Here is a 24,522-nt window from a genome sequence, read left to right on the forward strand (position 1 = left end):
TCACGCCTCGGCCCTCGTCCAGTGGCCCGACTTGCCGCCCGTCTTCTCCTCCACCCGTACGTCGGAGATGACCGCGCCCTTGTCGACCGCCTTCACCATGTCGACGACGGTCAGGGCCGCCACCGAGACCGCCGTGAGCGCCTCCATCTCGACGCCCGTGCGGTCCGTGGTCTTCACCGTCGCCAGGATCTCGACCGCGTCGTCCGTGACCGCCAGGTCCAGGGTGACGCCCGAGACGGCCAGCGGGTGGCAGAGCGGGATGAGGTCCGGGGTCTTCTTGGCGCCCATGATCCCGGCGATACGGGCGGTGGCGAGCGCGTCTCCCTTCGGGACGCCCTCGCCGCGCAGCAGCTCGATCACGCGCGGCGAGACGAGAACCCGCCCGCTGGCGCGGGCGGTGCGGGACGTGACGTCCTTCGCCGATACGTCGACCATACGGGCCGCGCCCGCCTCGTCGATGTGGGTGAGACCTTGCTGCGTGCTCATGGCCGTGACACTCCCGGTCGCTGTGTGAAGGACGACACCGTACCCCCAGCGTCGCCCCCTCAGCCGAGGAGGACCACTTCCAGCTCGGTGCCCGGGGGCACGTTCTCCGTGTTCTCCGGGACCACGAGCAGGCAGTCCGCGTGTGCGAGGGCCGCGATCAGGTGGGAGCCGGCACCGCCCACGGGTGTGACGGTGCCCGCCGCGCGGTCGTACGTGCCGCGGAGGAACTGGCGGCGGCCGGCCGGGGACGAGAGGGGCTTGTCGGCGGCGAGGACGGCCCGGACCGTGGGCCGGTGCAGGTCTTCGACGCCCATCAGGGCGCGGATCGCGGGGCGGACGAACAGCTCGAAGGAGACGTACGAGGAGACCGGGTTCCCCGGCAGGGCGAGCAGCGGGATCTGCTCGGCGCCGATCGCGCCGAAGCCCTGCGGCTTGCCCGGCTGCATGGCCAGCTTGCGGAAGTCGACCTGTCCGTCGGCGGTCAGCGCCTCCTTGACCACGTCGTACGCGCCGACGCTCACCCCGCCCGTGGTGACGATCAGGTCGGCCCGGATGAGCTGGTCCTCGATGGTGGCGCGCAGCGACTCCGCGTCGTCGGCGACGGCCCCCACCCGGTAGGCCAGGGCGCCGGCGTCCCGCGCGGCGGCGGCGAGCGCGAAGCTGTTGGAGTCGTGGATCTGGCCCTCGCCCAGCGGCTCCCCGGGCTGGACGAGCTCGCTGCCGGTGGAGAGGACGACGACCCGCGGGCGGGGGCGGACCTTCACGGTGCCGCGGCCGATCGCGGCGAGCAGGCCGATCTGCGGCGGTCCGAGGACCGTGCCGGCCGCGAGGGCCAGCTCCCCGGCCCGGACGTCGCTGCCCGCCCTGCGGACGTGGGCGCCGGCCTCGGCGGAGCGGTGGACCCGGACCTCGCCCGCGGCGCCCTCGGGGGCGGTGCTCGCGGCGGTCATGCCGGTGGCGGCGCCCCCGCCCGTACCGCCGTCGGTCCACTCGACGGGGACGACGGCCTCGGCTCCGGGCGGCAGCGGGGCGCCGGTCATGATCCGGGCGGCCTGGCCGGGGCCGACCTCGGGCAGGCCGCCGGCGCCCGCGGCGACGTCGCCGATGACGGTGAGGACGGCGGGGAACTCCTCGGTGGCCCCGGCGACATCGGCGACCCGGACCGCGTATCCGTCCATGGAGCTGTTGTCGAAGGGCGGCAGCGCGGCCGGCACCGTCACGTCCTCGACGAGGACGCAGCCCTGGGCGTCGAGGAGTTGCAGCTCGATCGGTTCGAGCGGGGAGACCGTCGCGAGGATGTCGGCGAGGTGCTCGTCCACCGACCACAGGCCGCGGGCCGGGCCCGCGCAGGGGTCCGCCGCGCCTGCCGCGTGGTCGTGCTCGTGATCGTGTGCCGCGGTGCTGCTCAAGGTGCTACATCTCCTCGCTGACATATCTCCGGAGCCAGGCCCGGAAGTCCGGTCCCAGATCTTCACGTTCGCACGCGAGTCTGACAATGGCACGCAGATAGTCCCCGCGGTCGCCGGTGTCATAGCGGCGCCCCTTGAACACGACGCCGTGCACCGGGCCGCCGAGCTTCTCGTCCCAGGCCAGTTTCTGCAGGGCGTCGGTCAGCTGGATCTCGCCGCCCCGGCCCGGCTCGGTCTCCCGCAGGGTGTCGAAAACGGCCGGATCCAGGACGTAACGGCCGATGATGGCGTAGTTGCTGGGCGCCTCGCCCGGATCCGGCTTCTCGACCAGGTCCGTCACCTTCACCACGTCCGAGTCGCCGGTCGGCTCGACCGCCGCGCAGCCGTAGAGGTGGATCTGCGAGGGCTCGACCTCCATCAGGGCGATGACGCTGCCGCCCTCCCGCTCCTGCACGTCCACCATCCGCGCGAGCAGCGGGTCGCGCGGGTCGATCAGGTCGTCGCCGAGGAGCACCGCGAAGGGCTGGTCGCCGACGTGCGGGGCGGCGCAGAGCACGGCGTGGCCGAGGCCGCGCGGGGCGCCCTGGCGGACGTAGTGCATGGTGGCGAGGTCGCTGGACTCCTGGACCTTGGAGAGGCGCTCCTCGTCGCCCTTCCGGAGCAGGGCCTCCTCCAGCTCGTAGTTCCGGTCGAAGTGGTCCTCCAGGGGCCGCTTGTTCCGGCCGGTGATCATCAGGACGTCGGAGAGGCCGGCCGCGACGGCCTCCTCGACGACGTACTGGATGGCCGGCTTGTCGACGACCGGCAGCATCTCCTTCGGGGTCGCCTTCGTCGCCGGCAGGAAGCGGGTGCCGAGACCGGCGGCGGGGATGACAGCCTTGCTGATCCGACCGAGCCTGGGGAACGACTGATTCATGCGGTGCACCTTAGCCGTTCGGAATGAGAGGAAGATGTGGCTTCGGTTAACTTCCTCCACATAAAGACAGTTACAAGAATTTCGCACATGTACATGAGGCCGGCATGACACCTGAGATGTCCGAAAAGACCCTGCTGCGGAGCCGACTTCTGGGCGCCCGCGCCGCACTTTCCCCCGTTCTCATGGAGGATGCGGCCGAATCCCTCGCCCGGCACGGAATGGAACTGGCCGAACTCTCCGGGGCTGCCACGGTCGCCGCCTATGTGTCGGTGGGCCGCGAACCGGGCACGCGCGCGTTGCTCGACGCCCTCCTCGCGCGCGGGGTGCGGGTCCTGCTCCCGGTGCTGCTGCCCGACAACGACCTGGACTGGGCGGCGTACGAGGGGCCGGAGGCGCTGGCGAAGGCCGGCCGCGGTCTGCTCGAACCGACCGGGCCCCGGCTCGGCCCCGAGGCGGTGTGCGCCGCCGACACCGTCCTGCTGCCGGGCCTGGCGGTCGACGGGCGCGGGATGCGGCTCGGGCGGGGCGGCGGCTCGTACGACCGGGTCCTGGCCCGGCTCGCACGCGCGGGCGTGGATCCGGCCCTGGTGGTGCTCCTGTACGCGGACGAGGTGGTCGCCCGGGTCCCGGAGGAGCCGCACGACCACCCCGTGCAAGCGGTGGTGACCCCGGAGGGGGTCACCCGGTTCAGGGCTTCAGCGTGAGCGTGTCCTTCGCCGTCGCGTCGACCGCCGCCTTGCCGTAGGCCCAGTCGTACAGCTCGCCCTTCGCCCAGGTGTCGGTCTGGTCGGTGTAGTTCGAGTGGAAGGCGTGGCCGGAGGCGCCGGTCAGGTTGACCCACCGGGACTTGTCCCAGTCGCCGACGTTCACGACCATCCGCATCGACGGGACCCAGATGACCTCGTAGCCGCCGGCCGCGTTCCAGCCGGTGGCGTCGACGGCCGCCTCGCCGCCGCCCAGGTTCCACGGGCCGCGGTTGAGGAGCTGCTGCACGACGCCGGGGCCCGCGGTACCGAGGGTCTGGTTCTTCAGGGTCAGCTGGTGCAGCCGGCCCCAGCTCCAGGTGGAGACGTCCTTGCCGAGCTTGGCGGTCAGCTCCCAGCGGGCGTCCTTCATGGCGCGGGCGAGCAGCTGGTCACGGGTCTCGGTGGCCGGGTCCAGACGGTTGCCCGGGGTCTTCCACCACTCGTTCTTCTCCTGCTTGAGGAGCGGGCGGACCACCTCGTACCAGCGGTCGCCGCCGTCCGGCTGCGCCGAGTCGGGGTCGCGCTCGCCGCACTCGCGGACGAGCTTGTTCTGCTCGTCGACCGGGCCGGTGGCCTGGGCCGGGCGGACGTTGATGCAGTCGCCCTCGGCGCGCAGTTCCTTGGGCAGCTTGTTGCCGAAGGCGAGCTTGAGGACGTTGCGCCAGACCGCGTTGAAGTAGGCGGCGGCGGCCGAGTCGGGGTCCTGGGTGTAGTCCCAGCCCTCAAGGAGCTTCTGCGCCTCGCGGACCTGCGGGTCGGCGATGTCGATCTTCAGCAGGAGCGGGTTGAGCAGGGTCGCGATCTCGCTGCGGTTGTCGGTCTGCATGGTCCGCATGTCGTCCGGCGAGATCTTGCCGCCGTCCTTGGTCTTCGACTCGATGAGGTCGTTGATCCGCTGGCTGCGCGAGCCGTAGCCCCAGTCCTTGGTGAGCAGGTCGGGGTAGGTCTTCTGGTCGATCACGGCCTGGTTGGCGGTGACGATGTAGCCGCGCTCCGGGTCGTACTCGTAGGGCAGCTTCTCGAAGGGGATGTAGCCCTTCCACCGGTACGAGGAGTCCCAGCCGGGCGCGGGCAGGGTGCCGTCGCCCTTGGCGCGCTGCGGGATCTTGCCCGGCGACTGGTAGCCGATGTGGCCCTCGGTGTCGGCGTAGATCAGGTTCTGGGACGGCACCTCGAAGTTCTTGGCGGCGGCCCGGAAGGTGGTGAAGTCCTTGGCGCGGTCGAGGGCGAAGATCGCGTCCATCGAGTGGCCGGGCTGCAGCGCGGTCCACTGGAGGGAGACGCCGTAGCCGGTGCCGCGGTCGGGGGCGGAGTTGCCGACGGGGGCCTTCTGGCCGACCTTCTCCAGTTCGGAGGAGCGGTCGGAGACGAGCGGGCCGTGCTCGGTGGAGCGGACGGTGATCGTCCGGTCGCTGCCGCCGGCGACCTTGATGATCTCCTCGCGGCTCTGGAAGGGCTTGACCTTGCCGTCGACGAAGTAGCCGTCGGGGCCGATCTTCTCCAGGTAGAGGTCGGTCACGTCGGCGCCGAGGTTGGTGAGGCCCCAGGCGATCTTGTCGTTGTGGCCGATGATCACGCCGGGCATGCCGGAGAAGGTGTAGCCGGCGACGTCGTAGCGGCAGGTGGCCGAGACGGAGCGGCAGTGCAGGCCCATCTGGTACCAGAGGGACGGCAGCTGGGGCGCGAGGTGCGGGTCGTTGGCGAGCAGCGGCTTGCCGGAGGTCGTGTACTTCCCGGCGACGACCCAGGAGTTCGAGCCGATGCCGTTGCCGTTCGGGCCGAGCAGGGCGGGGACCGTGTCGAGGACCTCGGAGAGGGCGCCGAGCTGGGAGCTCACGCCGCCGCTCGCGTTGCCCGGGCCCGTGCCCGGGGTGTCCCCGGTGGTCGTCCCGTCGCCCTCGGTCGCGTCGGCCTTCGGGTCGAACTTCCCGGTGGACGCGTCGACGGTGCCCTTGTCGAGGATCGGCTGGTGGAGCGCGTACGGGTACTCCGGGTACAGCTGCTTGATCTGCTTCGCGCTCAGCCGGCTCGTCATCAGCGAGCGGTCGATCTCGTCCTGCATGTTGCCGCGCAGGTCCCAGGCCATCGCCTTGAGCCAGGCCACCGAGTCGACCGGGGTCCACGGCTCGATCGTGTAGTCGTTGGTGAGCGCGAGCGCCGCGTACTCGACGGAGACGTCCTTCGGGGCGCGGTCCTTCAGATAGGCGTTGACGCCCTCCGCGTACGCCTGGAGGTACTTCTTCGTCTCCGGCGACAGGACCTTGTCGTACTCCTGCTGCGCGACCCGGCGCCAGCCGAGGGTGCGGAGGAAGGCGTCGGTGTCGACCTGGCTCTCGCCGAACATCTCGGAGAGGCGGCCCGCGGTCACGTGCCGGCGGACGTCCATCTCGTAGAAGCGGTCCTGCGCCTGGACGTAGCCCTGGGCGCGGAAGAGGTCCGTCTCGTTGTCGGCGTAGATCTGCGGGACGCCGTTCGCGTCCCGCTTCACCTCGACGTCGGCGGAGAGCTTGTCGAGGCGGATCTCGCCGGTCGTCTGCGGGAACGAGGCCCGGACGGTGCTGACACCCCAGTACCCGCCGAAGCCGATGCCCGCGACCAGTGCGAGGACCAGGACGACGAGGATCAGGCGGGCGCGCCGCCCTTTCTTCTTGGCGGTCTTCTTGCCGGGGGGCGCGGTCGTGTTGGAGGGCATCGCTGTCCTTCGAGGGGCAGGGTGATCCTGGAGTACGGGAGCAACCTTAGGCGCAGCGTCCGGACAGCCCGGACGCGGTGTCAGGAAGAGAACCGTACTGATGAGCGAGGAGAAGCAAAGAAGGCGTCAAGAAAGCGTTAAAGATTAGGTAAGGTAACGAAGTACCTTGCCGCTGGAGGAACGATCCAGCCGCACGTGAGGGGAAGGAACGGCCACTGACTGTCCACCAGCTCAACGAACTCCTGCTCGTCTGCTCCCTCGTCCTGCTCGTGGCCGTCGCGGCCGTGCGGATCTCCTCCCGGAGCGGGCTCCCGAGCCTGCTGCTCTACCTCGGCATCGGCGTCGCCATCGGCCAGGACGGCATCGGCAACGTCGCCTTCGACAACGCGGAACTCACCCAGGTCATCGGCTACGCCGCCCTCGTCGTGATCCTCGCCGAGGGTGGTCTCGGCACGAAGTGGAAGGAGATCAAGCCGGCGCTGCCCGCCGCGGTCGTCCTCTCCACCGTCGGCGTCGCCGTCAGCGTCGGCATCACCGCCGCCGGCGCCCACTACCTCGTCGGGCTCGACTGGCGGCAGGCCCTGATCATCGGCGCCGTCGTCTCCTCCACCGACGCCGCCGCGGTCTTCTCCGTGCTGCGCAAGGTGCCCCTCCCCTCGCGGGTCACCGGTGTCCTGGAGGCCGAGTCCGGCTTCAACGACGCCCCCGTCGTCATCCTCGTCGTCGCCTTCTCCACGGCCGGACCGGTCGACCACTGGTACCTGCTCATCGCCGAGATCGCCCTCGAACTCGCCATCGGCGTCGCCGTCGGCCTCATCGTCGGCTTCCTCGGCGCCTACGGGCTCAAGCACATCGCCCTGCCCGCCTCCGGCCTGTACCCGATCGCCGTCATGGCCATCGCCGTCGTCGCGTACGCCGCCGGCGCCATGGCCCACGGCTCCGGCTTCCTCGCCGTCTACCTGGCCTCGATGGTCCTCGGCAACGCCAAGCTGCCCCACGCGCCCGCGAACCGCGGCTTCGCCGAGGGACTCGGCTGGATCGCCCAGATCGGCATGTTCGTCCTGCTCGGCCTGCTCGTCACCCCGCACGAGCTCGGCCACGACTTCTGGCCCGCCGTCGTCATCGGCCTCGTCCTGACCGTGGTCGCGCGGCCCATGGAGGTCCTGGTCAGCCTGCTGCCCTTCCGGATCCCCTGGCAGGAGCAGGCCCTGATGTCCTGGGCCGGCCTGCGCGGAGCCGTCCCCATCATCCTCGCCACCATCCCGATGGTGTCGAAGATCGAGGGCAGCGAGCGGATCTTCAACATCGTCTTCGTCCTCGTCGTCGTCTACACCCTCGTCCAGGGCCCGACGCTGCCCTGGCTGGCGAAGGCCCTCAAGCTCGGCGACTCCACCGAGACCGCCGACCTCGGCGTCGAGTCCGCACCCCTGGAGCGGCTGCGCGGACACCTGCTCTCGGTCGCCATCCCGGAGAGCTCCCGGATGCACGGCGTCGAGGTCGCCGAGCTGCGCCTCCCCGCCGGTGCGGCCGTCACCCTCGTCGTACGGGAGGACGCCAGCTTCGTACCGGGCCCGGCGACCGTCCTGCGGCACGGCGACGAACTCCTCGTCGTCGCCACCGACCCGGTGCGGGACGCCACCGAGCGGCGGCTGCGGGCCGTCGGACAGGGCGGCAAGCTCGCCGGCTGGCTCGGGACCGGCGGCGCGACAGCGGCCTCGGAACCCACGGCCATGGGGCGCTTCCACCTGCCGGGCAGCGACCGCCGCAAGAAAACTTCCGGTTAATCCCAGGCATTAATTCAGGTGCGGGAGCGTTTTCCCAGGCGGGAAGACGCTCTTCCCTGTACCATGAAGGCACACCTGATCGAACCAACTCTGCCTGAAGCAGAGCTGGCGCGACCGTATGGCGGCCGTGGCGCCCCTCCGCAGTGGGGCCGGCCCGGTATCTACCGCAGTAACGCGCATGAGGACAGCTCTCGGCGACACCCGCACCACCGTGCCGGGGCGCGCTACCAGGCGGCAGAAAGGCAAGGACCGTGGCGTCCACGGTCATCAAGGACAAGCGGCCCGGCTACGGGCAGCTCCTGCGCACACCCGGTGCACTGTCCTTCCTGCTCCCCGGCTTCGCCGCGCGGCAGCCCTTCGCGATGCTGACCATCGGCATCGTCCTGCTCGTCCAGCACACCACCGGCTCCTTCGGCAGCGCCGGCGCGGTCGCCGCCGTCACCGGCGTCTCCATGGCGCTGTTCGCCCCGCAGAGCGGCAAGCTCGCCGACCGCTTCGGCCAGCGCGCCGTCCTCGTCCCCGGCGTCCTCGTCCACACCGCGTCCGTCTCCCTGCTCGTCGCGCTCGCCCTGGCCGGCGCCCCGCTCTGGGCGCTGTTCCTGGCCGCCGTCCCCGCCGGCGCCTCCGTGCCCCAGGTCGGGCCGATGGTCCGGGCCCGCTGGGCCGCCAAGCTGGACGGCACCCCGCTGATGCCGACGGCCGCCGCCTTCGAATCCGTCACGGACGAGTTCACCTTCGTCGTCGGCCCCGTCCTCGCCACCGCCCTGTGCACCGGCGTCCACCCGGCCGCGGGCCTGATCGCCGAGGCCGCCCTCACCCTCGTCGGCGGCCTGTTCTTCGCCGCGCAGCGCGCCACCCAGCCCGCGTACGGCCTGTCCGCCGCGGTCACCTCGGAGCCCCACCGCTCCGCCCTGTCCATCCCCGGCGTCCGTGTCCTCATCGTCGCCTTCCTCGGCATCGGCTCCGTCTTCGGCGGCATGCAGGTCTCCCTCACCGCCTTCACCGAGGAGATCGGCAACCCCGGCGCCAACGGCCTGCTGTACGGGATCTTCGCCGCCGGCAACATGCTCGCGGGCATCGCCATGGGCGCCGTCGCCTGGAAGACCGGCCCCCGCCGCCGCCTGATCCTGGGCTACGCGGGCCTCACCGCCGCCGCCTCCCTGCTGTGGACCACGCACTCGGTGCTGCTCCTCGGCGCCCTGGGCCTCGTCGTCGGCCTGTGCATCGCCCCCGCCCTGATCACCGGCTACACCATCGTCGAGACCCTGATCCCGGCCTCGGCCCGTACCGAGGCCTTCACCTGGCTCACCGGCGCCGTCGCGCTCGGCCAGGCCGCGGCCGTCACGGTCGCCGGCCGCCTCGCCGACGCCCACGGCGCGAGCACCGGATTCCTGGTGCCGATGGCGGGCACGGCCCTCGCCCTGACCACGCTGCTCGCCCTGCGGTCGCGGCTGAAGCCGCGCGAGGCGAGCCGGGTCGCGGCACGTGGTATCGGTCACCGCGTGCCGGTGGCGGTGGACTGAACCCACGGAATACGTCACTATGGATCGTCGTTAGCACTCGATGAGTGTGAGTGCCAGGAGGAAGTCAAGTGCCGACCTACCAGTACCAGTGCACCGAGTGCGGCGAAGGCCTCGAGGCGGTGCAGAAGTTCACGGATGACGCCCTGACCGTGTGCCCCAGCTGCCAGGGACGCCTGAAGAAGGTGTTCTCGGCCGTCGGCATCGTCTTCAAGGGCTCCGGCTTCTACCGGAACGACAGCCGCGGCTCGTCGTCCAGCAGCTCGCCGGCCTCGTCGAAGTCCTCGTCGTCCTCGACGCCGACCTCTTCGTCGTCGACGTCTTCGTCCTCTTCGTCCTCTTCGGACGCGAAGCCGGCCGCGTCGTCCGCTTCCTCCTCCTCGACGTCCTCGTCGAGCACCGGAAGCTCGGCCGCCTGAGCCTTCTTGCCTTCGTGGGCCCCGTCGCCGTGCGCGACGGGGCCTTCGGCGTTTCCGGGGAGCGCGCTTAGGGTGACCGTCATGGCCAACCATGACGTGTACGCGGACATCGGCGTGATCGGCGGCTCCGGCTTCTACTCCTTCCTGGAGGACGTCACCGAGGTGTCCGTCGACACCCCGTACGGCAGCCCCAGCGACTCCCTCTTCCTCGGCTCGATCGCCGGGCGGCAGGTCGCCTTCCTCCCCCGGCACGGCCGCGGCCACACCGTCCCGCCGCACCGGATCAACTACCGCGCCAACCTCTGGGCGCTGCGCTCCGTGGGCGTACGGCAGGTCCTCGGGCCCTGCGCCGTCGGCGGACTGCGCGAGGAGTACGGGCCCGGCACGCTCGTCGTGCCCGACCAGCTCGTCGACCGTACGAAGAGCCGGGCGCAGACCTATTTCGACGGGGAACGGCGGGCCGACGGAGCCCTCCCGAACGTCGTCCACGTGACCTTCGCCGACCCCTACTGCCCGGACGGGCGGCGGGTCGCGGTCAAGGCCGCCCGGGGCCGCGGCTGGGAACCCGTCGACGGCGGCACGATGGTGGTCGTCGAGGGGCCCCGCTTCTCCACCCGCGCCGAGTCCCGCTGGCACGCCGCCGCGGGCTGGTCGGTGGTCGGCATGACCGGGCACCCCGAGGCCGTCCTCGCCCGCGAGCTGGGCCTCTGCTACACCTCGCTCGCCCTCGTCACCGACCTCGACGCGGGCGCCGAGACCGGCGAGGGCGTCTCCCACACCGAGGTGCTGCGGGTGTTCGGCGAGAACGTGGGCCGGCTGCGGGAGGTCCTCTTCGACGCGGTGGGGGCACTGCCGGCGACGGCGGACCGGGACTGCCTGTGCATGCATGCCCACGACGGGTGGGACCTGGGGATCGAGCTGCCGTAAACCACCCATCGGTGTGGGGGAGTTGTCCACAGGCTCGCGGTGATCCCCAGGCCGGAGCGGGGTGGGGGCGGAGTCGGGACAGTGGGGGCGTTCTCGTTTCGCTCCCGACCGGACAGGCGGTACTCCGCATGACGACGACCCTCTCCTCCTCCGTTCCCGCGCCCTGTACGGTGCCGGCCTTCGAGCCGCTACGGGTGCGGGGCGCCCGGCACCGGCTGCGGAGGGCGCTCCGGCGGGGGCGGCGCGCACCGGCGCTGCTCCTGGCCCTGACGGCGGGCGCGCTGGCCGTCGCGGACATGGGCGCCGCCCCGGGCGCGCCTCCTCCGTCGGCGCCCGCTCGCGCGCGGCCGCCCGCCGCCGCGCCCCTGGTGTCCGCGCCGGTACGGATCGCCGACGCCGCGACCGTACGGCTGCTCAGGCCCGGTGACCGGGTCGACGTGATCGCCGCCGCGCCCAACTCGCCGCTGGGCGGGGAGGGAGAGGCCCGGGTGGTCGCGACGGGCGCCCGAGTGGCCGAAGTTCCACGGCCCGGCGAGACTCGTTCGGACGGAGGGGCGCTCGTCGTCCTGTCCGTGCCACGGCCGACGGCGGCGGCGCTGGCAGGTGCCGGTGTCACCTCCCAACTGGCGGTGACGGTGTGCTGATTCGCACTGACTCGCTGTCAAGTCACCGTCCCGTGTGTACGGATTGGACGCCTCTGCGCCGTTCACGGCCTAATGGCACCGCACACAGCGGTACACGCGGCATCTCACGCGATGTCACGCGCGACTTCACGCGCGACTTCACGCGCGACTTCACACGCGACTTCACACGCGACTTCACACGCGACGAAAGGCACCTCGGTGGCCGAGAAGAAGGAAAGTCTGCTGGGAGGCTTCAAAGCCTTCCTGATGCGGGGCAACGTGATCGACCTGGCGGTGGCGGTCGTCATCGGTGCCGCCTTCACGAACATCGTGAACTCGGTGGTCAAGGGCATCATCAACCCGGTCGTCGGCGCCTTCGGCACGAAGGACCTGGAGGGCTACGCGTCCTGCCTCAAGGACCCCTGCCGGGTCGTCGACGGGGAGATGCAGGGCATCCAGATCCAGTGGGGCCTCGTCCTCAGCGCGGTGCTGAGCTTCGTGATCACCGCGGCCGTCGTCTACTTCCTCATGGTCCTGCCGATGGCGAAGATCCTCGCCAAGCGCGCCGCCCAGGAGAAGGCGAAGGAAGGCGTCGAGGAGGTCATGGAGGTCAGCGAGCTGGAGGTGCTCAAGGAGATCCGCGACCACCTGGTCGCGCAGCGCGTCCCGTCCGTGAACAACACGCACCCGGGCAGCGGGGTCGCCGGCACTGGGAGCGCCGGGGCGCACTCCACCTCCTGACCGGCGCGGTACGCCGGATTCAGAGGTGGTGCGGCGGCTTCTCGTCGAGGAAGCGCGCGAGGTCGGCGGCGCTGCCGCCGGCCGGAGGCCGCTCGCCCCATCCACGGTCCGTGTCGTCCGCGGATTGCTGGTCCAGCGGATCGTCGAAGACGAGGGCCGGCTTGGGAGTGTTCTCGGGACTGGATGTCAGGCCGGTCCGCTTCGCGTCTCGCGGTCCGTGGGCGGGGGCGGTGCTCATCTGTCCAGACTACGCCCGCTCACCCGCCCCGGACCCCCCTGATCAGCGGTCCTTCGGGTCGATCAGCCAGAGTCCGAGGACCACGAGGAACGACAGGACGAGGAATCCCGCGCCCCACCAGGCGGTTCCGGTGTCGCCCGTCATCCACTCGTCCACGACGATCGTCAGGCCCCACAGCTGGCCGATCACCACCGTGAGCGCCAGCGCGAGGCGGGCCGAGAGCTTCGAGGAGCGCTCCGGCTCCTGCTCCGTCCCGGCCCCGGGGCCGGGCCCGGTGTGCCGGATCCGGGGGTCGCCGTACCCGCTGGTGGGCCGGATCTGGGGGTACCGCTCGTGCACGGGCCGATTGAGCCGCGGCTGCGCACTGCCGGGGGTGTACGCGGGGCGCGGGGGCGCGGCGGGCGCGGCGGGCGTGGCGGCTGCCGCGGAGGCCGCAGGTGTCCCGGGTGTCCCGGGTGTCCCGGGTGCCGCGGGGTCCGGCGCCTCGGGGTCCCTCGGGAACGAGCTCTCGGTCATGTCCGCTCACTCCTCTCGGCGGGCTTCGGGCCGCTCCGGGTCTGCTGCGCGCCGGGCCCGGCCGGCTTGTGGGCCGGCGCGCCCGCGCCGAAGCCCGGGCAGCCCGGGCGGTCGTCGCCCTGCTGGCGGCAGAAGCCCTCGACGAGGCTCTCGCCCGAGCGGGCCGTGCCGACGGCCCAGACGCTGCCGTCGACCTCCTCGACGAGGATCACCTTCGGCAGGCCCCGTGGGGGCGGGCCGGCGGTGACCTCTCCCGTACGGGCGTCGAAGACGCCCTCGTGGCAGGGGCAGTACAGCTCGCCCTCGCTGCCCCGTTCCTTGCGCCAGAGCACGGCGCAGGCGAGGTGGGTGCAGACGGCGGAGTAGCCGGCGAGGGTGCCGTCCTCCATGCGGACGGCGATCGCCCGGTCCTCGTCGCCGGGGTAGCGGAAGGCGAGCGACTCCCCCGGTTCGATCCGGTCGGCGATCCTCTTGGGCTCGGGGGCGCCCGTGCTGTCGCCGTGCCGGTGGAGGATGCCGGAGGCGACGCCGATGCCGCCGACGGCGAGGCCGCCGGAGACGGTGGCGACGATCCGCAGGTAGTCGCGGCGGGTGGTCAGGGAGTCGGCGGCGATCCGGTCGTGGAGCGCTTCCTGGGCCGCGTCGGCGTGGGCGTCCGGCGCCGGCGGCTGGGGGTCGGTGACGCTCAACGGACATCCCTTCCATTGATCTCGACGACGGGGAGGCCGCCGGGCACCGGCCACTGGACCTTGTCGGCGGGGACGACCATCGCCACCCCGGTGGAGACGGTGGTGCTGCCGAAGGTGAAGGAGTCGGCGACCTGGACGCCGGGGCGTTCGGCGCGGAGCTCGTCGAGGGTTCCGTAGAAGAGGGCGCCGGTGGGGCAGACGGTGGCGCACATCGGGGCGAGGCCGTAGGCGGTGCGGTCGTAGCAGAGGTTGCACTTCATCTGGAGCTTCGCCTGGAGGTCGATCTTGGGGACGCCGAACGGGCAGGCGTTGACGCAGTTGGCGCAGCCGATGCAGCGGGTGGTGTCGGCCTGCTGCACGACGCCGTCGGCGGTGACGAGGATCGCGTCGGCGGGGCAGACCTCGGCGCAGGGGGCGACGGGGTCCTCGCAGTGCATGCAGACGGTGGGGAGGGAGGCGACGGAGCGGCCCTCGTCGGGGTAGTCGAGGTGGATCATCGACTTGCCGCGGTGCGAGTCGCATTCGCGGCAGGCGGAGACGCAGGCCTGGCAGCCGATGCAGCGGCCCGGGTCGATGAAGATCGTGCGGCCCATCATGTGCGGGTCAGCTCCTCTCCGCGGTGCCGCGGCCCTGGGGTGAGGTGGGGGGCAGCGGGTCGGTGCGGGAGACCTGGGTCTCCGGGTAGGCCTGGTGTCCGGGGGCGGTGGGCGGGGCGGGGACCTCGTCGATGCGGTCGGCGGCCTCGATGCGGGCGGCGCACACCTTGTACTCGGGGATCTTGGAGCGCGGGTCGAGGGCGTCGATGGTGAGGGCGTTCGCCGCCGTGGGAACGGGCCAGTGGTAGGGCACGAAGACGGTGTCGGGGCGGATGGCCTCGGTGACGAGCGCGGGGAAGACCTCGCTGCCGCGGCGGGTGACGACGCGGACGGGGTCGCCGTTGCGGAAGCCGTGCGAGGGGTGGACCTCGACCCAGGGGCGGGGGGTCTGCTCGACGAGGGCGCCGAGGCGGCGGGTCTGATTGCCGGAGAGGAAGTGGGCGACGGTGCGGCCGGTGGTGAGCGAGAGGGGGTACTCCTCGCTGTACGGGTCCATGGGCGGGTGCCATTCGACGACCTGCATGTGGATCGTGCCGTCGGGGTGGTAGGTGCGGCCGTCCTCGAAGAGGCGGGGGGTGCCGGGGTGCTCGGTGCCGGGGCAGGGCCAGGCGATGCCGCCGGTCTCCTCCAGGCGTTCGTACGTGATGCCGTAGTAGTCGTTGACGGTGCCGGCGGAGGCGATGCGGAGCTCCTCGAAGACGGAGCGGGAGTCGGGGAAGGCGAACTTGTCCCCGGCGCCGAGCCGCTTGGCGAGCTCGCAGATGACCCAGGTGTCGGTGCGGACGCCGGCCGGGGGTTCCTGGGCCTTGTTGTGCTTGACGACCCGGGCCTCGGCGTTGGCCATGACGCCCTCGTCCTCGGCCCACACGGTGACGGGGAAGACCACGTGCGCGTTGGCGGCGGTCTCGGAGAGGAAGAAGTCGAACTGGGCGTGGAACTCGAGGGTGTCGTAGCCGTCCTTGACGGTGGTGTAGTTCGGGAGGGAGACGAAGGGGTTGTTGCAGATGCCGACGAGGCCGCGGATCTCCTTGCGCTGCATCTGCCAGACCATCTCCATCATGGAGGTGCCGGCGGGCGGGAGTTCGGCCTCGTCGATGCCCCAGATCGCGCAGATCTGGCGGCGGTGCTCGGGGTTGGTGATGGAGCGGCCGCCGGGGAGGAGGTCGGACTTCTGACCGTGTTCGCGGCCGCCCTGGCCGTTGCCCTGGCCGGTGATGGTGCCGTAGCCGGCGCCGGGCCTTCCGATGTTCCCGGTGGCGACGCAGAGGTTGATGATCGAGAGGCAGTTCTCGACGCCCTGGGAGTGGTGCTCGACGCCGCGGGCGTGCCAGGCCATGGCCTTGTCCGCGCCGGCGAACATGCGGGCGACCTGGACGATCTGTTCCTCGGGGACGCCGCAGATCTCGGCGGACCGGGCGGGCGGGTAGTCGGCGACGGTCTTCTTGACCTCGTCCCAGCCGGTGGCGTGGGCGGCGAGGTAGGCCTCGTCGGTGAGGCCCTCGGCGACGACGACGTGCAGGACGGCGTTGAAGAAGGCGGAGTCGGTGCCGGGCTTGAGGGCGACGTGGACGTCGGCGGTGCGGGCGATCGCGGTCTCGCGGGGGTCGACCACGATGAGGGTGGCGCCCCGGTCGCGGGCTCCCCACAGGTACTGGGTCATGACGGGGAAGCATTCGCCGACGTTGGATCCCGCGATGAGGAGGCAGTCGGTGAGGAGGATGTCGGAGAAGGGGTTGCCGGCGCGGTCGATGCCGAAGGCGAGCTTGTTGGCTCCGGCGGCGGAGACCATGCAGAGCCGGCCGTTGTAGTCGACGTGCCGGGACTTGAGGGCGACGCGGGCGAACTTGCCGACGAGGTAGGTCTTCTCGGAGAAGAGGCTGGCGCCGCCGAGGAGTCCGAAGGAGTCGTTGCCGTACTCGCCCTGGATGCGGCGGATCTCGGCGACGGTGTGGTCGAGGGCCTCCTCCCAGCTGACCTCGCGGAACTCCTCGTCGCGGCTGCGGCGCATGAGGGGGGCGGTGAGCCGGTCGGGGTGGTTGACCTGCTGGTAGGCGTTGATGCCCTTGGGGCAGAGCCGCATCCGGTTGATGTCGTGGTTGCGGGGTTCGACGCCGAAGACCTTGCCGTGGTGGTCGACGCGGAGGTACATGCCGCACTGGACGCCGCAGAAGCAGCAGTGGGTGGGGACGAGGGTCTCCCCGTTCTGGTCGGCGTGCCAGCGGTCGGCGGGGATGCCTCCGGCGTCGCGGAAGTCGCGGGTGCCGGGCGGGGCGAGGGAGGGGTCGAGCGGCAGCGGCCGGCCGGGGGTGGTCGCGGGGTCGGTCGCGGTCAATTGAAGCCCTTCTTCACGTGGTCGAGGTAGGCGGTGCCGCGCAGGACGCGCTTGCAGCGGGGGCAGTACTCGGCCCACTCGTCGAAGCCGAGGGCGAGGTCGCGCATGGTGCCCTGGAGGTTCTCCACGTACGGGGCGGTGTCGATGGGCTCGTGGCAGCGGCGGCAGGTGAGGATCTCGTCCTCGTCCTTGCGGCGGGCGGTGTACTTGAAGAGCTGCATGCCGACGGCCGCGGGCCGCTGGACGATGTGGAAGAACTTCCCGAAGGGGATGTAGATCAGGGTGAAGACGACGGACACCATGTGGAGGACCGCGAGGAACTCGTAGCCGCCGCCGTGCAGGAAGATCGACGAGAAGGTCAGCAGCAGGCCGGTCACCGAGATGACGATGAGGGCGATCAGCGGCACCAGGTCGTAGGCGAAGCGCTGGCCGGTGATGGCGCCCCGGTCCTTCATGCGGCGCCACAGGAAGTAGGAGGCGCCGGCGATGACGAGGACGGCGGCGATGTCGAGGCCGTGGAACATCAGCCGGCCGACGGGGCTGAGCGCGTCGAAGCCGATGATCTTGAAGCCCCAGATCCGCATCTCGTAGCCGGGGCCCGAGCCGGTGGAGGAGGTGAAGGTGAACCAGCCCCAGGTGAGCGGGAAGGTGATCGCGGCGGCGAGCAGACAGCCCCAGAAAACGAGCTGGTGGGCGGCCCAGCGGGCGTGCGAGCGGGCGCCGAGGAACTTCTGGAAGCCGAGGTAGGTGGCGATCATCCTCGGCAGGGCGGTGGGCGCCTTGCGGAAGTTCGCCGCGGAGAAGAAGGAGCGCCAGCCCTGCCGGAAGAGGCGGCGGGCGCCGGGCGCGGAGATCCAGACCGTGTAGCGGTAGGCGACGCCGAAGGCGAGGAAGACGGTGGCCACGGCGTACGGCAGGAGGGCCGAGTCGAAGTCGCGGAGCAGGCGGCTGCCGAAGACGATCGCGAGGATCAGCAGGGCGGAGACGGCGGCGCCGACGAGGGCGGCGCGGCGGCGCACGGCGGCGGGGGTCCGGCGCGCGTGGCCGTCGGCCGCCGGGAGGCCGGGCGCGGTGCCGGGCGCGAGGCCCTGGGCTGGGCCGGGTTCGGGGGTCGGCTCGGCTGTCTGCGGTGGCTCGGTCACGCGGACACGGTAAAGCCGTTTGCCCTATTCGGTCCTGTTTTGCCCACTGTGGGGGTGACGCGTCGTTCAGACGGCGTGCAGCCCATGGGCCTGGAAGACCTCGCGGGCCGCGGCGAGCTGCGCGGGGGTCGGGGACGGGGTGTCGTGCAGGGTGAACGGCTTGGCGAGTGCTTGCCACTTCGCTTCGCCCAGCTTGTGGAAGGGCAGGATGTCCACGCGGGACACGTTGCCGAGGCCGGCGGCGAACGCCCCCGGAGACGGTGGCGCCGCCGCCGGACGCGGAGATGAAGCGGACGTCTTCTGCTGAGCACTGGCAGCACGACGTCCGGGTCGTCCAGGCAGGCCCCGGTAGCCGGGCGGCAACGACGGCACCCTGAGGGCCGTCGAGCAACTGCGCCCGCGCCTCACGGTGCCCGTGACCGTCGCGTACTGCTCGGCGAGTTCCCCGGCCCCGGAAGAGGCGGTCGTACGGCTCCGGGCGGACGGCTTCCGCCGGATCGACGTCGCCGCCCGCCTCCTCGCCCCCGGCCGCTTCACCCGCGCCCTGGCCGCCGTACCGGGCGTCCGGGCCGTCACGGAGCCCCTCGCCGACGACCCGCGCGTCGCGGAGCCGGTGGCCGCGCGGTACGAAAGGCGTGGCATGTGAGCGGGCCCGCCGCCCGCTCTGCTGTGCTGGGGCACATGACACAACCGTTCCTGCCCCTCACCGCCCGCTCCCGCGAGGAGTCCCACCGGGCCGCCACGCCCCTGGAACTCTTCTTCGACCTGTGCTTCGTCGTGGCCGTCGCCCAGGCCGGCGCCGAGCTCGTGCACGCGGTCGCCGAGGGCCACGCGGGCCAGGGCATCCTCAACTACGCGATGGTCTTCTTCGCCATCTGGTGGGCCTGGATGAACTTCTCCTGGTTCGCCTCCGCGTACGACAACGACGACGTCCTCTACCGCGTCGTCACCCTGATCCAGATCGCCGGTGTGCTCGTGCTCGCCGCCGGCGTCTCGCGCGCCTTCGAGGAGCACGACTTCCTCGTCGTCTACCTCGGCTACGTCGTGATGCGCCTCGCGATGGCCTCGCAGTGGCTGCGCGCCGCCCACCACGCCACCGCCCCGGCCGAGCGGACGATGTGCCGCCGGTACGCGGGCGGGGTCCTCGCCGTCCAGATCGGCTGGCTGGCGCTGGTCCTGGCGCCCGAGTCGGCCCGCCCGTGGGTCTTCCTGGTCATGGCGCTCGCCGAGATGGCCGTACCGGTGTACGCGGAGAAGGACGCGCCCAGCGCCTGGCACCCGCACCACATCGCCGAGCGGTACGGCCTGTTCACGATCATCGTGCTCGGCGAGACCGTCGCCGCCGCGACCGTCGCCGTGAAGACGGGCATCATCGAGAACGACGCCCTCGGCGAGGTGCTCCCGATCGCCGCGGGCGGTCTGCTGCTCGTCTTCGCCGCCTGGTGGATCTACTTCGTCGTGCCCGCCCACGACCGGCTGACCTCCAGCCGTCAGGGCTTCCTGTGGGGCTACGGCCACTATGTGATCTTCGCGTCGGCGGCGGCCGTCGGCGCGGGTCTGGAGATCGCCGTGGAGCAGTCGGTGGGCAAGGCCCACATCTCCACGCTCGCCGCCTCCGCCGCCGTGACGATCCCGTCGGCCGTGTTCCTGCTGTCGGTGTGGCTGCTGCACGCCCGCTACTTCAAGGTCGGCATCGCGCAGCAAATGGTCCTGCCGGTCTCGTCGTTCGCGATCCTGATGTGCACGTTCGCGGGCCACTGGGCGGTGCTCGCGGCCGGGATCGTCGCGGCGGCGACGGTCGCGGTCGGGGTCACCCTGACCGCCCGCAACCCGACCACGCGCGCGCGGGCGGCGGCCTGACGGACCCGGGGTGGAGCATCCGCCGTCCGCGGGACACAATCCGCCGCATGATGTTCCGCCTCCTCGGGCCGCTCACGGTGGCCGACACCGACGGCGTCCCGACACCCGTCGCCGGCGGCCCCAAGGTCCGGGCCCTGCTCGCCCGGCTCCTCCTCGACGCGGGCCGGACCGTCCCGGTCGAGCGGCTCCTCGACGGGCTGTACGGGGACGAGCCACCGGCCGGCGCCCCGGGCGCACTCCAGGCCCAGGTCTCGCGGCTGCGCCGGGCGCTCCCGCCGGGCGTGCGGGTCGAGTTCTCGCCCGCCGGGTACCGGCTGGCGGTCGGGGACCCCGCCACGGACGTGGACGTCCTGCGATTCGAGACGCTCGCCCGCGACGGCGCGCGGGCCGCCGCGGCGGGCGACCCCGGCCGCGCGGCCGCCCTGCTGCGGGAGGCCCTCGGACTGTGGCGGGGCCCGGCGCTTGCCGACGTACGGGACGCACCGTTCGCGCCGGGCCAGGCGGCCCGGCTCGACGCGCTGCGGCTGGACGCGGTGGAGGAGTGGGCGGCCGCCGAGCTGACGGCCGAAGGGGACCCGGCGGTCCTCGTACGGGAGTTGGAGCGGGCCGTCCTGGAGCAGCCGCTGCGGGAGCGGCTGCGGGGCCTGCAGATGCGGGCGCTCGGCGCGGCGGGCCGGCAGGCGGACGCGCTGTCCGCGTACGAGGAGGTACGGGCGGCCCTGGCGGAGGAGCTGGGGGCGGATCCGTCGCCGGAACTGTCCGCCGTACACCTGGAGCTGCTGCGCGGCGGGCCGGCGGCGCCGCCGGTACGGACGTCCCCTCCGCTCCCCGCGCCGCTGACGGACTTCGTGGGCCGGGAGCGGGAGTGGGAGCGGCTGACCGCCCTGGTGGCGGCCGCGCGGCTGGTGACCCTGGTGGGCCCGGGCGGTGCGGGCAAGACGCGGCTCGCCCTGGAGGTGGGGTCGGGGCTGCCGGGCGAGGTGCGGTTCGTGGACCTGGGGGCTGTTGCGGGTGCGGGTGACTCGGCGGCCGGGGAGGTCGCGGAGGCCTTCGCCACCGCGCTCGGGGTGCGGGGTGTGGCGCGGCTCGAAGCGGCGCTCGCCGGGCGGCCGGTGGTGCTGATCGTGGACAACTGCGAGCACGTCGTCGTGGAGACGGCCGTCCTCGTACGGCGCCTCCTCGCCGCCTGCCCGGGGCTGCGGATCCTGACGACGAGCCGTGAGGCCCTCGGACTCACCGGGGAGTCCCTGCTGCCGCTCGGCGCGCTGGCGCCCGAGGCGGCGGAGGAGCTGTTCGTACGGCGGGCGGCTGCGGTCCGGCCCGGATTCACCGGCCACGCGCGCGTGGCGGAGCTCTGCGCGGGGCTCGACGGGCTGCCGCTCGCCGTCGAGCTGGCGGCGGCCCGGCTGCGGACGCTGTCCGTGGAGGAGCTGGCGGACGGGCTCGGCGAGCGGTTCGAGCTCCTTTCGCGCGGGGACCGCACCGCGCCGGAGCGGCACCGGACACTGCGGGCGGTCGTGGAGTGGAGCTGGTCGCTGCTCGAACCCGGGGAGCGGGAACTGGCGGCGCGGCTCTCGGTGTTCCGGGGCGGGGCGACGGCCGGGGCGGTGGCCCGGGTGTGCGGGGCGGGGTCGGGGGCGCTGGCGTCGCTCGTGGAGAAGTCGCTGGTGGAGGTACGGGACGACGGCCGGTACCGGATGCTGGAGACGATCCGGGCGTACGCCGCGGAGCGCCTCCCGGCCGGGGATCCGGCGATCGCCGCGCACCACGCGTACTACCGGGAGCTGGCCGAGGCGGCCGATCCCGAACTGCGCGGGCCCGCCCAGCTGGAGTGGCTGGCGCGGCTCGACGCGGAGGACGCCAACCTGCGGGCGGCGCTGCGGCGGGGCACACCGGAGGAGGGGCTGCGGCTGGTCGCGGCGCTCAGCCCGTACTGGTGGCTGCGCGGGCTGCGGGGCCGGGTGGCGGCGCCGGTCGCGGAACTCCTGGACCGGGTGGAGCCGACGGCGGAACGCGGCGAGGAGTACGCGCTGTGCGTCCTGGCGGCGGGCCTGCGGGAGGGCGAACACGTCGACCGGGCGCGGGGGTTCCTCGCCGCGGGTACGGCTCCGCTGCGGCAGCCGTACACGGCGTTCCTGTGGTCGACGTCCGTGGGCCCGGTGGAGGGCCTGCGGCTCGGCGACGACGCCTGGTCCCGGTCGCTGGGGCTCGTGGGCCGCGCCCTGCTGACGACGGAGCCCGCCGAGGCGGAGACGCTCCTGACGGAGGCCCTGGCCGGGTTCCGGGCGCTCGGGGAACGGTGGGGGACGGCGACGGCCCTGGAGGGCCTCGCGGGCCTCTCGTCCGATCCGCTGCCCCTGCTCGGCGAGGCCCTGGCCCTCTTCGAGGAACTCGGAGTCGCCGAGGACGTCGTGGACCTCCTCCACCGCCGGGCCTCCGTCCACGAGGCGGCGGGCGGCGAGCGGGCGGCGACGTCCGACCGGGCCCGCGCGGGGGAGACGGCGCGGAGGGCGGGGCTGGGCGGGACGGCGGAACTCGGCGTGCCCGCCTGACCGCCGAGGCCGTCGTGATCGTCTCGGGCCTCGCGCCCTACTGGGCGGTGCCCCGGGCCGCCCGCCGTGTGGGCAATCGTCCCGCTGGGGCGTGGGGGCCCCCTGCTCGAGCGAAGCCGAGAGCTTGGGGGAGGGTGGGCACACGGGACGGCGCGCCCAGCGGCGCCTCCGCGTTCCGAGCCCTGGCCCGCACCACCAGCGCGCCGCGCATCCGGTGCGGGTTCAGGCTCGGGAGCCTCTGGCGCCGGCAGGGGCGCCGTTCCGTTGTGCCCACCCGTTCCGCCCTGCGGAACGATTGCCCACAACGGCGGAAGCGCGCCCGCAACGGGGCGTCAGCGGCCGTCAGCCCGCTGTCAGTGGTTCGTCAGCGGGCCGCGCGAGTGTTCCTTCCGTGCCCCGGGGACCCGCCCCGGCGCACGGATCCGAGGAGACCGTCATGCAGCAGAACACCGCCCCCCGCACCGCCCTCGTCACCGGTTCCTCCCGGGGTATCGGGCGGGCTCTCGCCCGGCGGCTCGCCCGGGACGGGATGGTCGTCGCCGTGCACTACGGGCAGGACGCCGCCGCGGCGCAGGAGACCGTCGACCTGATCGTCCGGGACGGCGGGCGGGCCTTCTCCGTCGGGGCCGACCTTGCCACCCACGACGGGGTGCTCGCGCTCGTCGAGGGCGTCCGGGCCGGGCTGGCCGCCCACACCGGCGAGGCGGCGCTCGACGTGCTCGTCAACAACGCCGCCGCGACGACCTCCGGCGGCCACCTCGCGGACGAGACCCCGGAGGCGTTCGACCGTCTCTTCGCGGTCAACGTCCGGGCTCCGTACTTCCTGGTCCAGGGCCTGCTGCCGCTGCTCCGGGACGGCGGCCGGATCATCAACATCGGCTCCGCCGTCACCCGGATCGCCCTCGCCGACGAGCTGGCGTACGCGATGACGAAGGGCGCCATGGAGACCTTCACCCGCACCCTCGCCAACGTCGTCGGCGACCGCCGGATCACCGTCAACACCGTCGCCCCCGGCCCGACCCAGACCGCCTCGCTCACCGCCGCCATGGCGGCGATGCCCCAGCTCGAAGCGATGCTGATCGCCGGCCAGGCGCTGCCGTGGGTCGGGCAGCCGGAGGACATCGCCGACCCGGTCGCCTTCCTGGCCTCGGAGGACGGCCGCTGGATCACCGGCACGGTGATCGACGCCTCGGGCGGCACCTACCTCGGCCCGAAGCGCTGACCGAAGCGCTGACCGAAGCGATCAGCCAAGCGCCGTGGTAGGGAGGGGACATGACACTTCAGGACTCGATCACCGACGTGACCGGGCTGCGCGTCGGCCACGCGCGCGTGGACCGGCCCGGGGCCCTGAGCGGCACCACGGTCGTCCTGGCCCCGGAGGGCGGCGTCGTCGCCGCCGTGGACGTACGGGGCGGGGGGCCCGGCACCCGGGAGACGGACGCCCTGGACCCGCGGAACGTGGTCCAGCGGATCGACGCGGTCGTCCTGACCGGCGGCAGCGCGTACGGCCTGGACTCCGCCTCCGGGGTGATGGCCTGGCTGGAGGAGCGGAACCGGGGCGTGCGGGTGGGCCCCGACCCGTCGCACGTGGTGCCGGTGGTGCCCGCCGCCTGCGTCTTCGACCTGGGCCGGGGCGGCGACTTCACCGCCCGCCCGGACGCGGCGACCGGCCGCGCGGCGGTGGAGGCGGCCGCCGCGGGCGGGGACCACGCGCGCGTGGAGACGGGCGCGGTCGGCGCGGGCCTCGGGGCCGTGGTCGGCGGGCTGCGGGGCGGGGTCGGGACCGCGAGCACCGTCCTGGAGTCGGGGATCACGGTCGGCGCGCTCGTGGTGGTGAACGCGGTGGGCGCGGCCGTCGACCCGACCAACGGCGTCCCGTACGGCGCCTACCACGACGCGGGCCGCCTCGCCTTCCCCGACGCCTCCGTCCACGAGGCGGCCCGGCGGCGCCTCGCGGAGGCGCGCAAGGCGTCCACTCCGCCCCCGCTGAACACCACGCTCGCCGTCGTCGCCACGGACGCGGTCCTCACCCGGGCCCAGGCGCGGAAGGTCGCCGGCACCGCGCACGACGGCATCGCGCGCGGGGTGCGGCCGGTGCACCTGATGAACGACGGGGACACGGTCTTCGCCCTCGCCACCGGGGCCCGGGAGCTCCCGGAGGCGCCCGGTCCGCTCGCCCTGAACGAGATCCTGGCGGCGGGCGCGGACCTGGTCACCCGGGCCGTCGTCCGGGCCCTCCTCGCCGCCCCGGGCGGTCTGCGCGGCCCGGCCGGCGACTTCCCCTCGTACCGCGAGCTGTACGGGCCGGAAGCGGACGCGTACTCCCGGTAAGGG

Annotated in this window: 22 protein-coding genes and 1 pseudogene; 12 read left to right on the forward strand and 11 right to left on the reverse strand. The window is 72.8% G+C overall.

What is annotated here, in order from left to right; translation table 11 throughout:
* The 3 genes from moaC to galU all read right to left on the reverse strand — a co-directional run bounded on the left by moaC (window position 1) and on the right by galU (window position 2,811).
* Window positions 1-486 carry a cyclic pyranopterin monophosphate synthase MoaC gene (gene moaC / locus AB5J54_RS16930; protein ID WP_116160486.1) on the reverse strand — a complete coding sequence of 162 codons (486 nt, stop codon included), beginning with the start codon at window positions 484-486 and terminating at the stop codon, window positions 1-3.
* A 59-nt stretch (window positions 487-545) separates the two neighbouring features.
* Window positions 546-1,814: a gephyrin-like molybdotransferase Glp gene (gene glp, locus AB5J54_RS16935; protein ID WP_369149366.1), complete on the reverse strand. Its 1,269-nt coding sequence runs from the start codon at window positions 1,812-1,814 to the stop codon at window positions 546-548.
* A gap of 85 nt (window positions 1,815-1,899) precedes the next feature.
* On the reverse strand, window positions 1,900-2,811 hold the full coding sequence (gene galU / locus AB5J54_RS16940) for a UTP--glucose-1-phosphate uridylyltransferase GalU (RefSeq protein ID WP_369144745.1): 912 nt from the start codon (window positions 2,809-2,811) through the stop codon (window positions 1,900-1,902).
* Between the two features lie 104 nt (window positions 2,812-2,915).
* Between galU and AB5J54_RS16945 the strand changes: the two genes are divergently transcribed.
* On the forward strand, window positions 2,916-3,515 hold the full coding sequence (locus AB5J54_RS16945) for a 5-formyltetrahydrofolate cyclo-ligase (RefSeq protein ID WP_369144746.1): 600 nt from the start codon (window positions 2,916-2,918) through the stop codon (window positions 3,513-3,515).
* On the opposite strand, the gene AB5J54_RS16950 is transcribed toward AB5J54_RS16945, so the two are convergent.
* Window positions 3,499-6,249 carry a penicillin acylase family protein gene (locus AB5J54_RS16950; protein ID WP_369144747.1) on the reverse strand — a complete coding sequence of 917 codons (2,751 nt, stop codon included), beginning with the start codon at window positions 6,247-6,249 and terminating at the stop codon, window positions 3,499-3,501. The genes AB5J54_RS16945 and AB5J54_RS16950 overlap by 17 nt on opposite strands.
* Before the next feature lie 215 nt (window positions 6,250-6,464).
* On the opposite strand from AB5J54_RS16950, the gene AB5J54_RS16955 reads away from it, so the two are divergent.
* From AB5J54_RS16955 to mscL, 6 genes are all read left to right on the forward strand, one after another.
* Window positions 6,465-8,033 carry a potassium/proton antiporter gene (locus AB5J54_RS16955; protein ID WP_369149368.1) on the forward strand — a complete coding sequence of 523 codons (1,569 nt, stop codon included), beginning with the start codon at window positions 6,465-6,467 and terminating at the stop codon, window positions 8,031-8,033.
* Between the two features lie 251 nt (window positions 8,034-8,284).
* Window positions 8,285-9,556 (forward strand): MFS transporter, encoded by a 1,272-nt coding sequence (locus tag AB5J54_RS16960; protein ID WP_369144748.1) that lies wholly within the window; start codon window positions 8,285-8,287, stop codon window positions 9,554-9,556.
* A 68-nt stretch (window positions 9,557-9,624) separates the two neighbouring features.
* Window positions 9,625-9,972, forward strand: coding sequence for an FmdB family zinc ribbon protein (locus tag AB5J54_RS16965; RefSeq protein WP_369144749.1), 348 nt, complete (start codon window positions 9,625-9,627; stop codon window positions 9,970-9,972).
* A gap of 81 nt (window positions 9,973-10,053) precedes the next feature.
* Window positions 10,054-10,899, forward strand: a complete 846-nt coding sequence (locus AB5J54_RS16970) for an S-methyl-5'-thioadenosine phosphorylase (protein ID WP_369144750.1) — start codon at window positions 10,054-10,056, stop codon at window positions 10,897-10,899.
* Between the two features lie 128 nt (window positions 10,900-11,027).
* A complete protein-coding gene (locus tag AB5J54_RS16975; protein ID WP_369144751.1) occupies window positions 11,028-11,543 on the forward strand; it encodes a hypothetical protein in 516 nt (171 codons plus the stop codon).
* Window positions 11,544-11,741: 198 nt separating this feature from the next.
* A complete protein-coding gene (mscL, locus tag AB5J54_RS16980; protein ID WP_369144752.1) occupies window positions 11,742-12,263 on the forward strand; it encodes a large conductance mechanosensitive channel protein MscL in 522 nt (173 codons plus the stop codon).
* 19 nt (window positions 12,264-12,282) lie between these two features.
* Here mscL and AB5J54_RS16985 read toward each other — a convergent pair whose 3' ends face one another.
* The 7 genes and pseudogenes from AB5J54_RS16985 to AB5J54_RS17015 form a co-directional block, all read right to left on the reverse strand.
* Window positions 12,283-12,501, reverse strand: coding sequence for a hypothetical protein (locus AB5J54_RS16985; protein WP_369144753.1), 219 nt, complete (start codon window positions 12,499-12,501; stop codon window positions 12,283-12,285).
* A gap of 42 nt (window positions 12,502-12,543) precedes the next feature.
* A complete protein-coding gene (locus AB5J54_RS16990; protein ID WP_369144754.1) occupies window positions 12,544-13,017 on the reverse strand; it encodes a hypothetical protein in 474 nt (157 codons plus the stop codon).
* A complete protein-coding gene (locus tag AB5J54_RS16995; RefSeq protein ID WP_369144755.1) occupies window positions 13,014-13,706 on the reverse strand; it encodes a ubiquinol-cytochrome c reductase iron-sulfur subunit in 693 nt (230 codons plus the stop codon). Before AB5J54_RS16995 ends, AB5J54_RS16990 begins: the two co-directional genes overlap by 4 nt.
* Window positions 13,703-14,302: a 4Fe-4S dicluster domain-containing protein gene (locus tag AB5J54_RS17000; RefSeq protein WP_086832060.1), complete on the reverse strand. Its 600-nt coding sequence runs from the start codon at window positions 14,300-14,302 to the stop codon at window positions 13,703-13,705. The genes AB5J54_RS16995 and AB5J54_RS17000 overlap by 4 nt, the downstream gene beginning before the upstream one ends.
* Window positions 14,303-14,309: 7 nt before the next feature.
* Window positions 14,310-16,634, reverse strand: a complete 2,325-nt coding sequence (locus AB5J54_RS17005; RefSeq protein WP_369144756.1) for a molybdopterin oxidoreductase family protein — start codon at window positions 16,632-16,634, stop codon at window positions 14,310-14,312.
* Window positions 16,631-17,653 carry an MFS transporter gene (locus AB5J54_RS17010; protein WP_369149369.1) on the reverse strand — a complete coding sequence of 341 codons (1,023 nt, stop codon included), beginning with the start codon at window positions 17,651-17,653 and terminating at the stop codon, window positions 16,631-16,633. Before AB5J54_RS17010 ends, AB5J54_RS17005 begins: the two co-directional genes overlap by 4 nt.
* A gap of 189 nt (window positions 17,654-17,842) precedes the next feature.
* Window positions 17,843-18,025: pseudogene (locus AB5J54_RS17015) on the reverse strand (pyruvate formate-lyase 1-activating enzyme); the annotation flags it as partial.
* Between the two features lie 166 nt (window positions 18,026-18,191).
* On the opposite strand from AB5J54_RS17015, the gene AB5J54_RS17020 reads away from it, so the two are divergent.
* From AB5J54_RS17020 to AB5J54_RS17040, 5 genes are all read left to right on the forward strand, one after another.
* On the forward strand, window positions 18,192-18,422 hold the full coding sequence (locus AB5J54_RS17020) for a sirohydrochlorin chelatase (protein WP_369144757.1): 231 nt from the start codon (window positions 18,192-18,194) through the stop codon (window positions 18,420-18,422).
* 35 nt (window positions 18,423-18,457) lie between these two features.
* Window positions 18,458-19,636, forward strand: coding sequence for a low temperature requirement protein A (locus AB5J54_RS17025; protein ID WP_369144758.1), 1,179 nt, complete (start codon window positions 18,458-18,460; stop codon window positions 19,634-19,636).
* A gap of 47 nt (window positions 19,637-19,683) precedes the next feature.
* Window positions 19,684-22,188, forward strand: coding sequence for a BTAD domain-containing putative transcriptional regulator (locus AB5J54_RS17030; protein ID WP_369144759.1), 2,505 nt, complete (start codon window positions 19,684-19,686; stop codon window positions 22,186-22,188).
* A gap of 436 nt (window positions 22,189-22,624) precedes the next feature.
* A complete protein-coding gene (locus AB5J54_RS17035) occupies window positions 22,625-23,410 on the forward strand; it encodes an SDR family oxidoreductase (RefSeq protein WP_369144760.1) in 786 nt (261 codons plus the stop codon).
* Window positions 23,411-23,460: 50 nt separating this feature from the next.
* The gene (locus tag AB5J54_RS17040; protein ID WP_369144761.1) at window positions 23,461-24,519 is read left to right on the forward strand and encodes a P1 family peptidase; all 1,059 of its coding nucleotides are present in this window, start codon (window positions 23,461-23,463) and stop codon (window positions 24,517-24,519) included.
* The last annotated feature ends 3 nt before the right edge of the window (window positions 24,520-24,522 follow it).

It is taken from the genome of Streptomyces sp. R44 (genome assembly GCF_041053105.1).
Taxonomy (GTDB): Bacteria; Actinomycetota; Actinomycetes; order Streptomycetales; family Streptomycetaceae; genus Streptomyces.

Excerpts from the sequence above, each read along its gene's own strand:
- AB5J54_RS16945 (WP_369144746.1), top strand. The coding sequence starts at position 2,916 with ATGACACCTGAGATGTCCGAAAAGACCCTGCTGCGGAGCCGACTTCTG.
- AB5J54_RS17030 (WP_369144759.1), top strand. The coding sequence starts at position 19,684 with ATGATGTTCCGCCTCCTCGGGCCGCTCACGGTGGCCGACACCGACGGC.
- moaC (WP_116160486.1), bottom strand. The coding sequence starts at position 486 with ATGAGCACGCAGCAAGGTCTCACCCACATCGACGAGGCGGGCGCGGCC.
- AB5J54_RS16975 (WP_369144751.1), top strand. The coding sequence starts at position 11,028 with ATGACGACGACCCTCTCCTCCTCCGTTCCCGCGCCCTGTACGGTGCCG.
- AB5J54_RS16985 (WP_369144753.1), bottom strand. The coding sequence starts at position 12,501 with ATGAGCACCGCCCCCGCCCACGGACCGCGAGACGCGAAGCGGACCGGC.
- AB5J54_RS17040 (WP_369144761.1), top strand. The coding sequence starts at position 23,461 with ATGACACTTCAGGACTCGATCACCGACGTGACCGGGCTGCGCGTCGGC.
- AB5J54_RS16970 (WP_369144750.1), top strand. The coding sequence starts at position 10,054 with ATGGCCAACCATGACGTGTACGCGGACATCGGCGTGATCGGCGGCTCC.
- AB5J54_RS16950 (WP_369144747.1), bottom strand. The coding sequence starts at position 6,249 with ATGCCCTCCAACACGACCGCGCCCCCCGGCAAGAAGACCGCCAAGAAG.
- AB5J54_RS17025 (WP_369144758.1), top strand. The coding sequence starts at position 18,458 with ATGACACAACCGTTCCTGCCCCTCACCGCCCGCTCCCGCGAGGAGTCC.
- AB5J54_RS17035 (WP_369144760.1), top strand. The coding sequence starts at position 22,625 with ATGCAGCAGAACACCGCCCCCCGCACCGCCCTCGTCACCGGTTCCTCC.
- AB5J54_RS16990 (WP_369144754.1), bottom strand. The coding sequence starts at position 13,017 with ATGACCGAGAGCTCGTTCCCGAGGGACCCCGAGGCGCCGGACCCCGCG.
- AB5J54_RS17000 (WP_086832060.1), bottom strand. The coding sequence starts at position 14,302 with ATGATGGGCCGCACGATCTTCATCGACCCGGGCCGCTGCATCGGCTGC.
- galU (WP_369144745.1), bottom strand. The coding sequence starts at position 2,811 with ATGAATCAGTCGTTCCCCAGGCTCGGTCGGATCAGCAAGGCTGTCATC.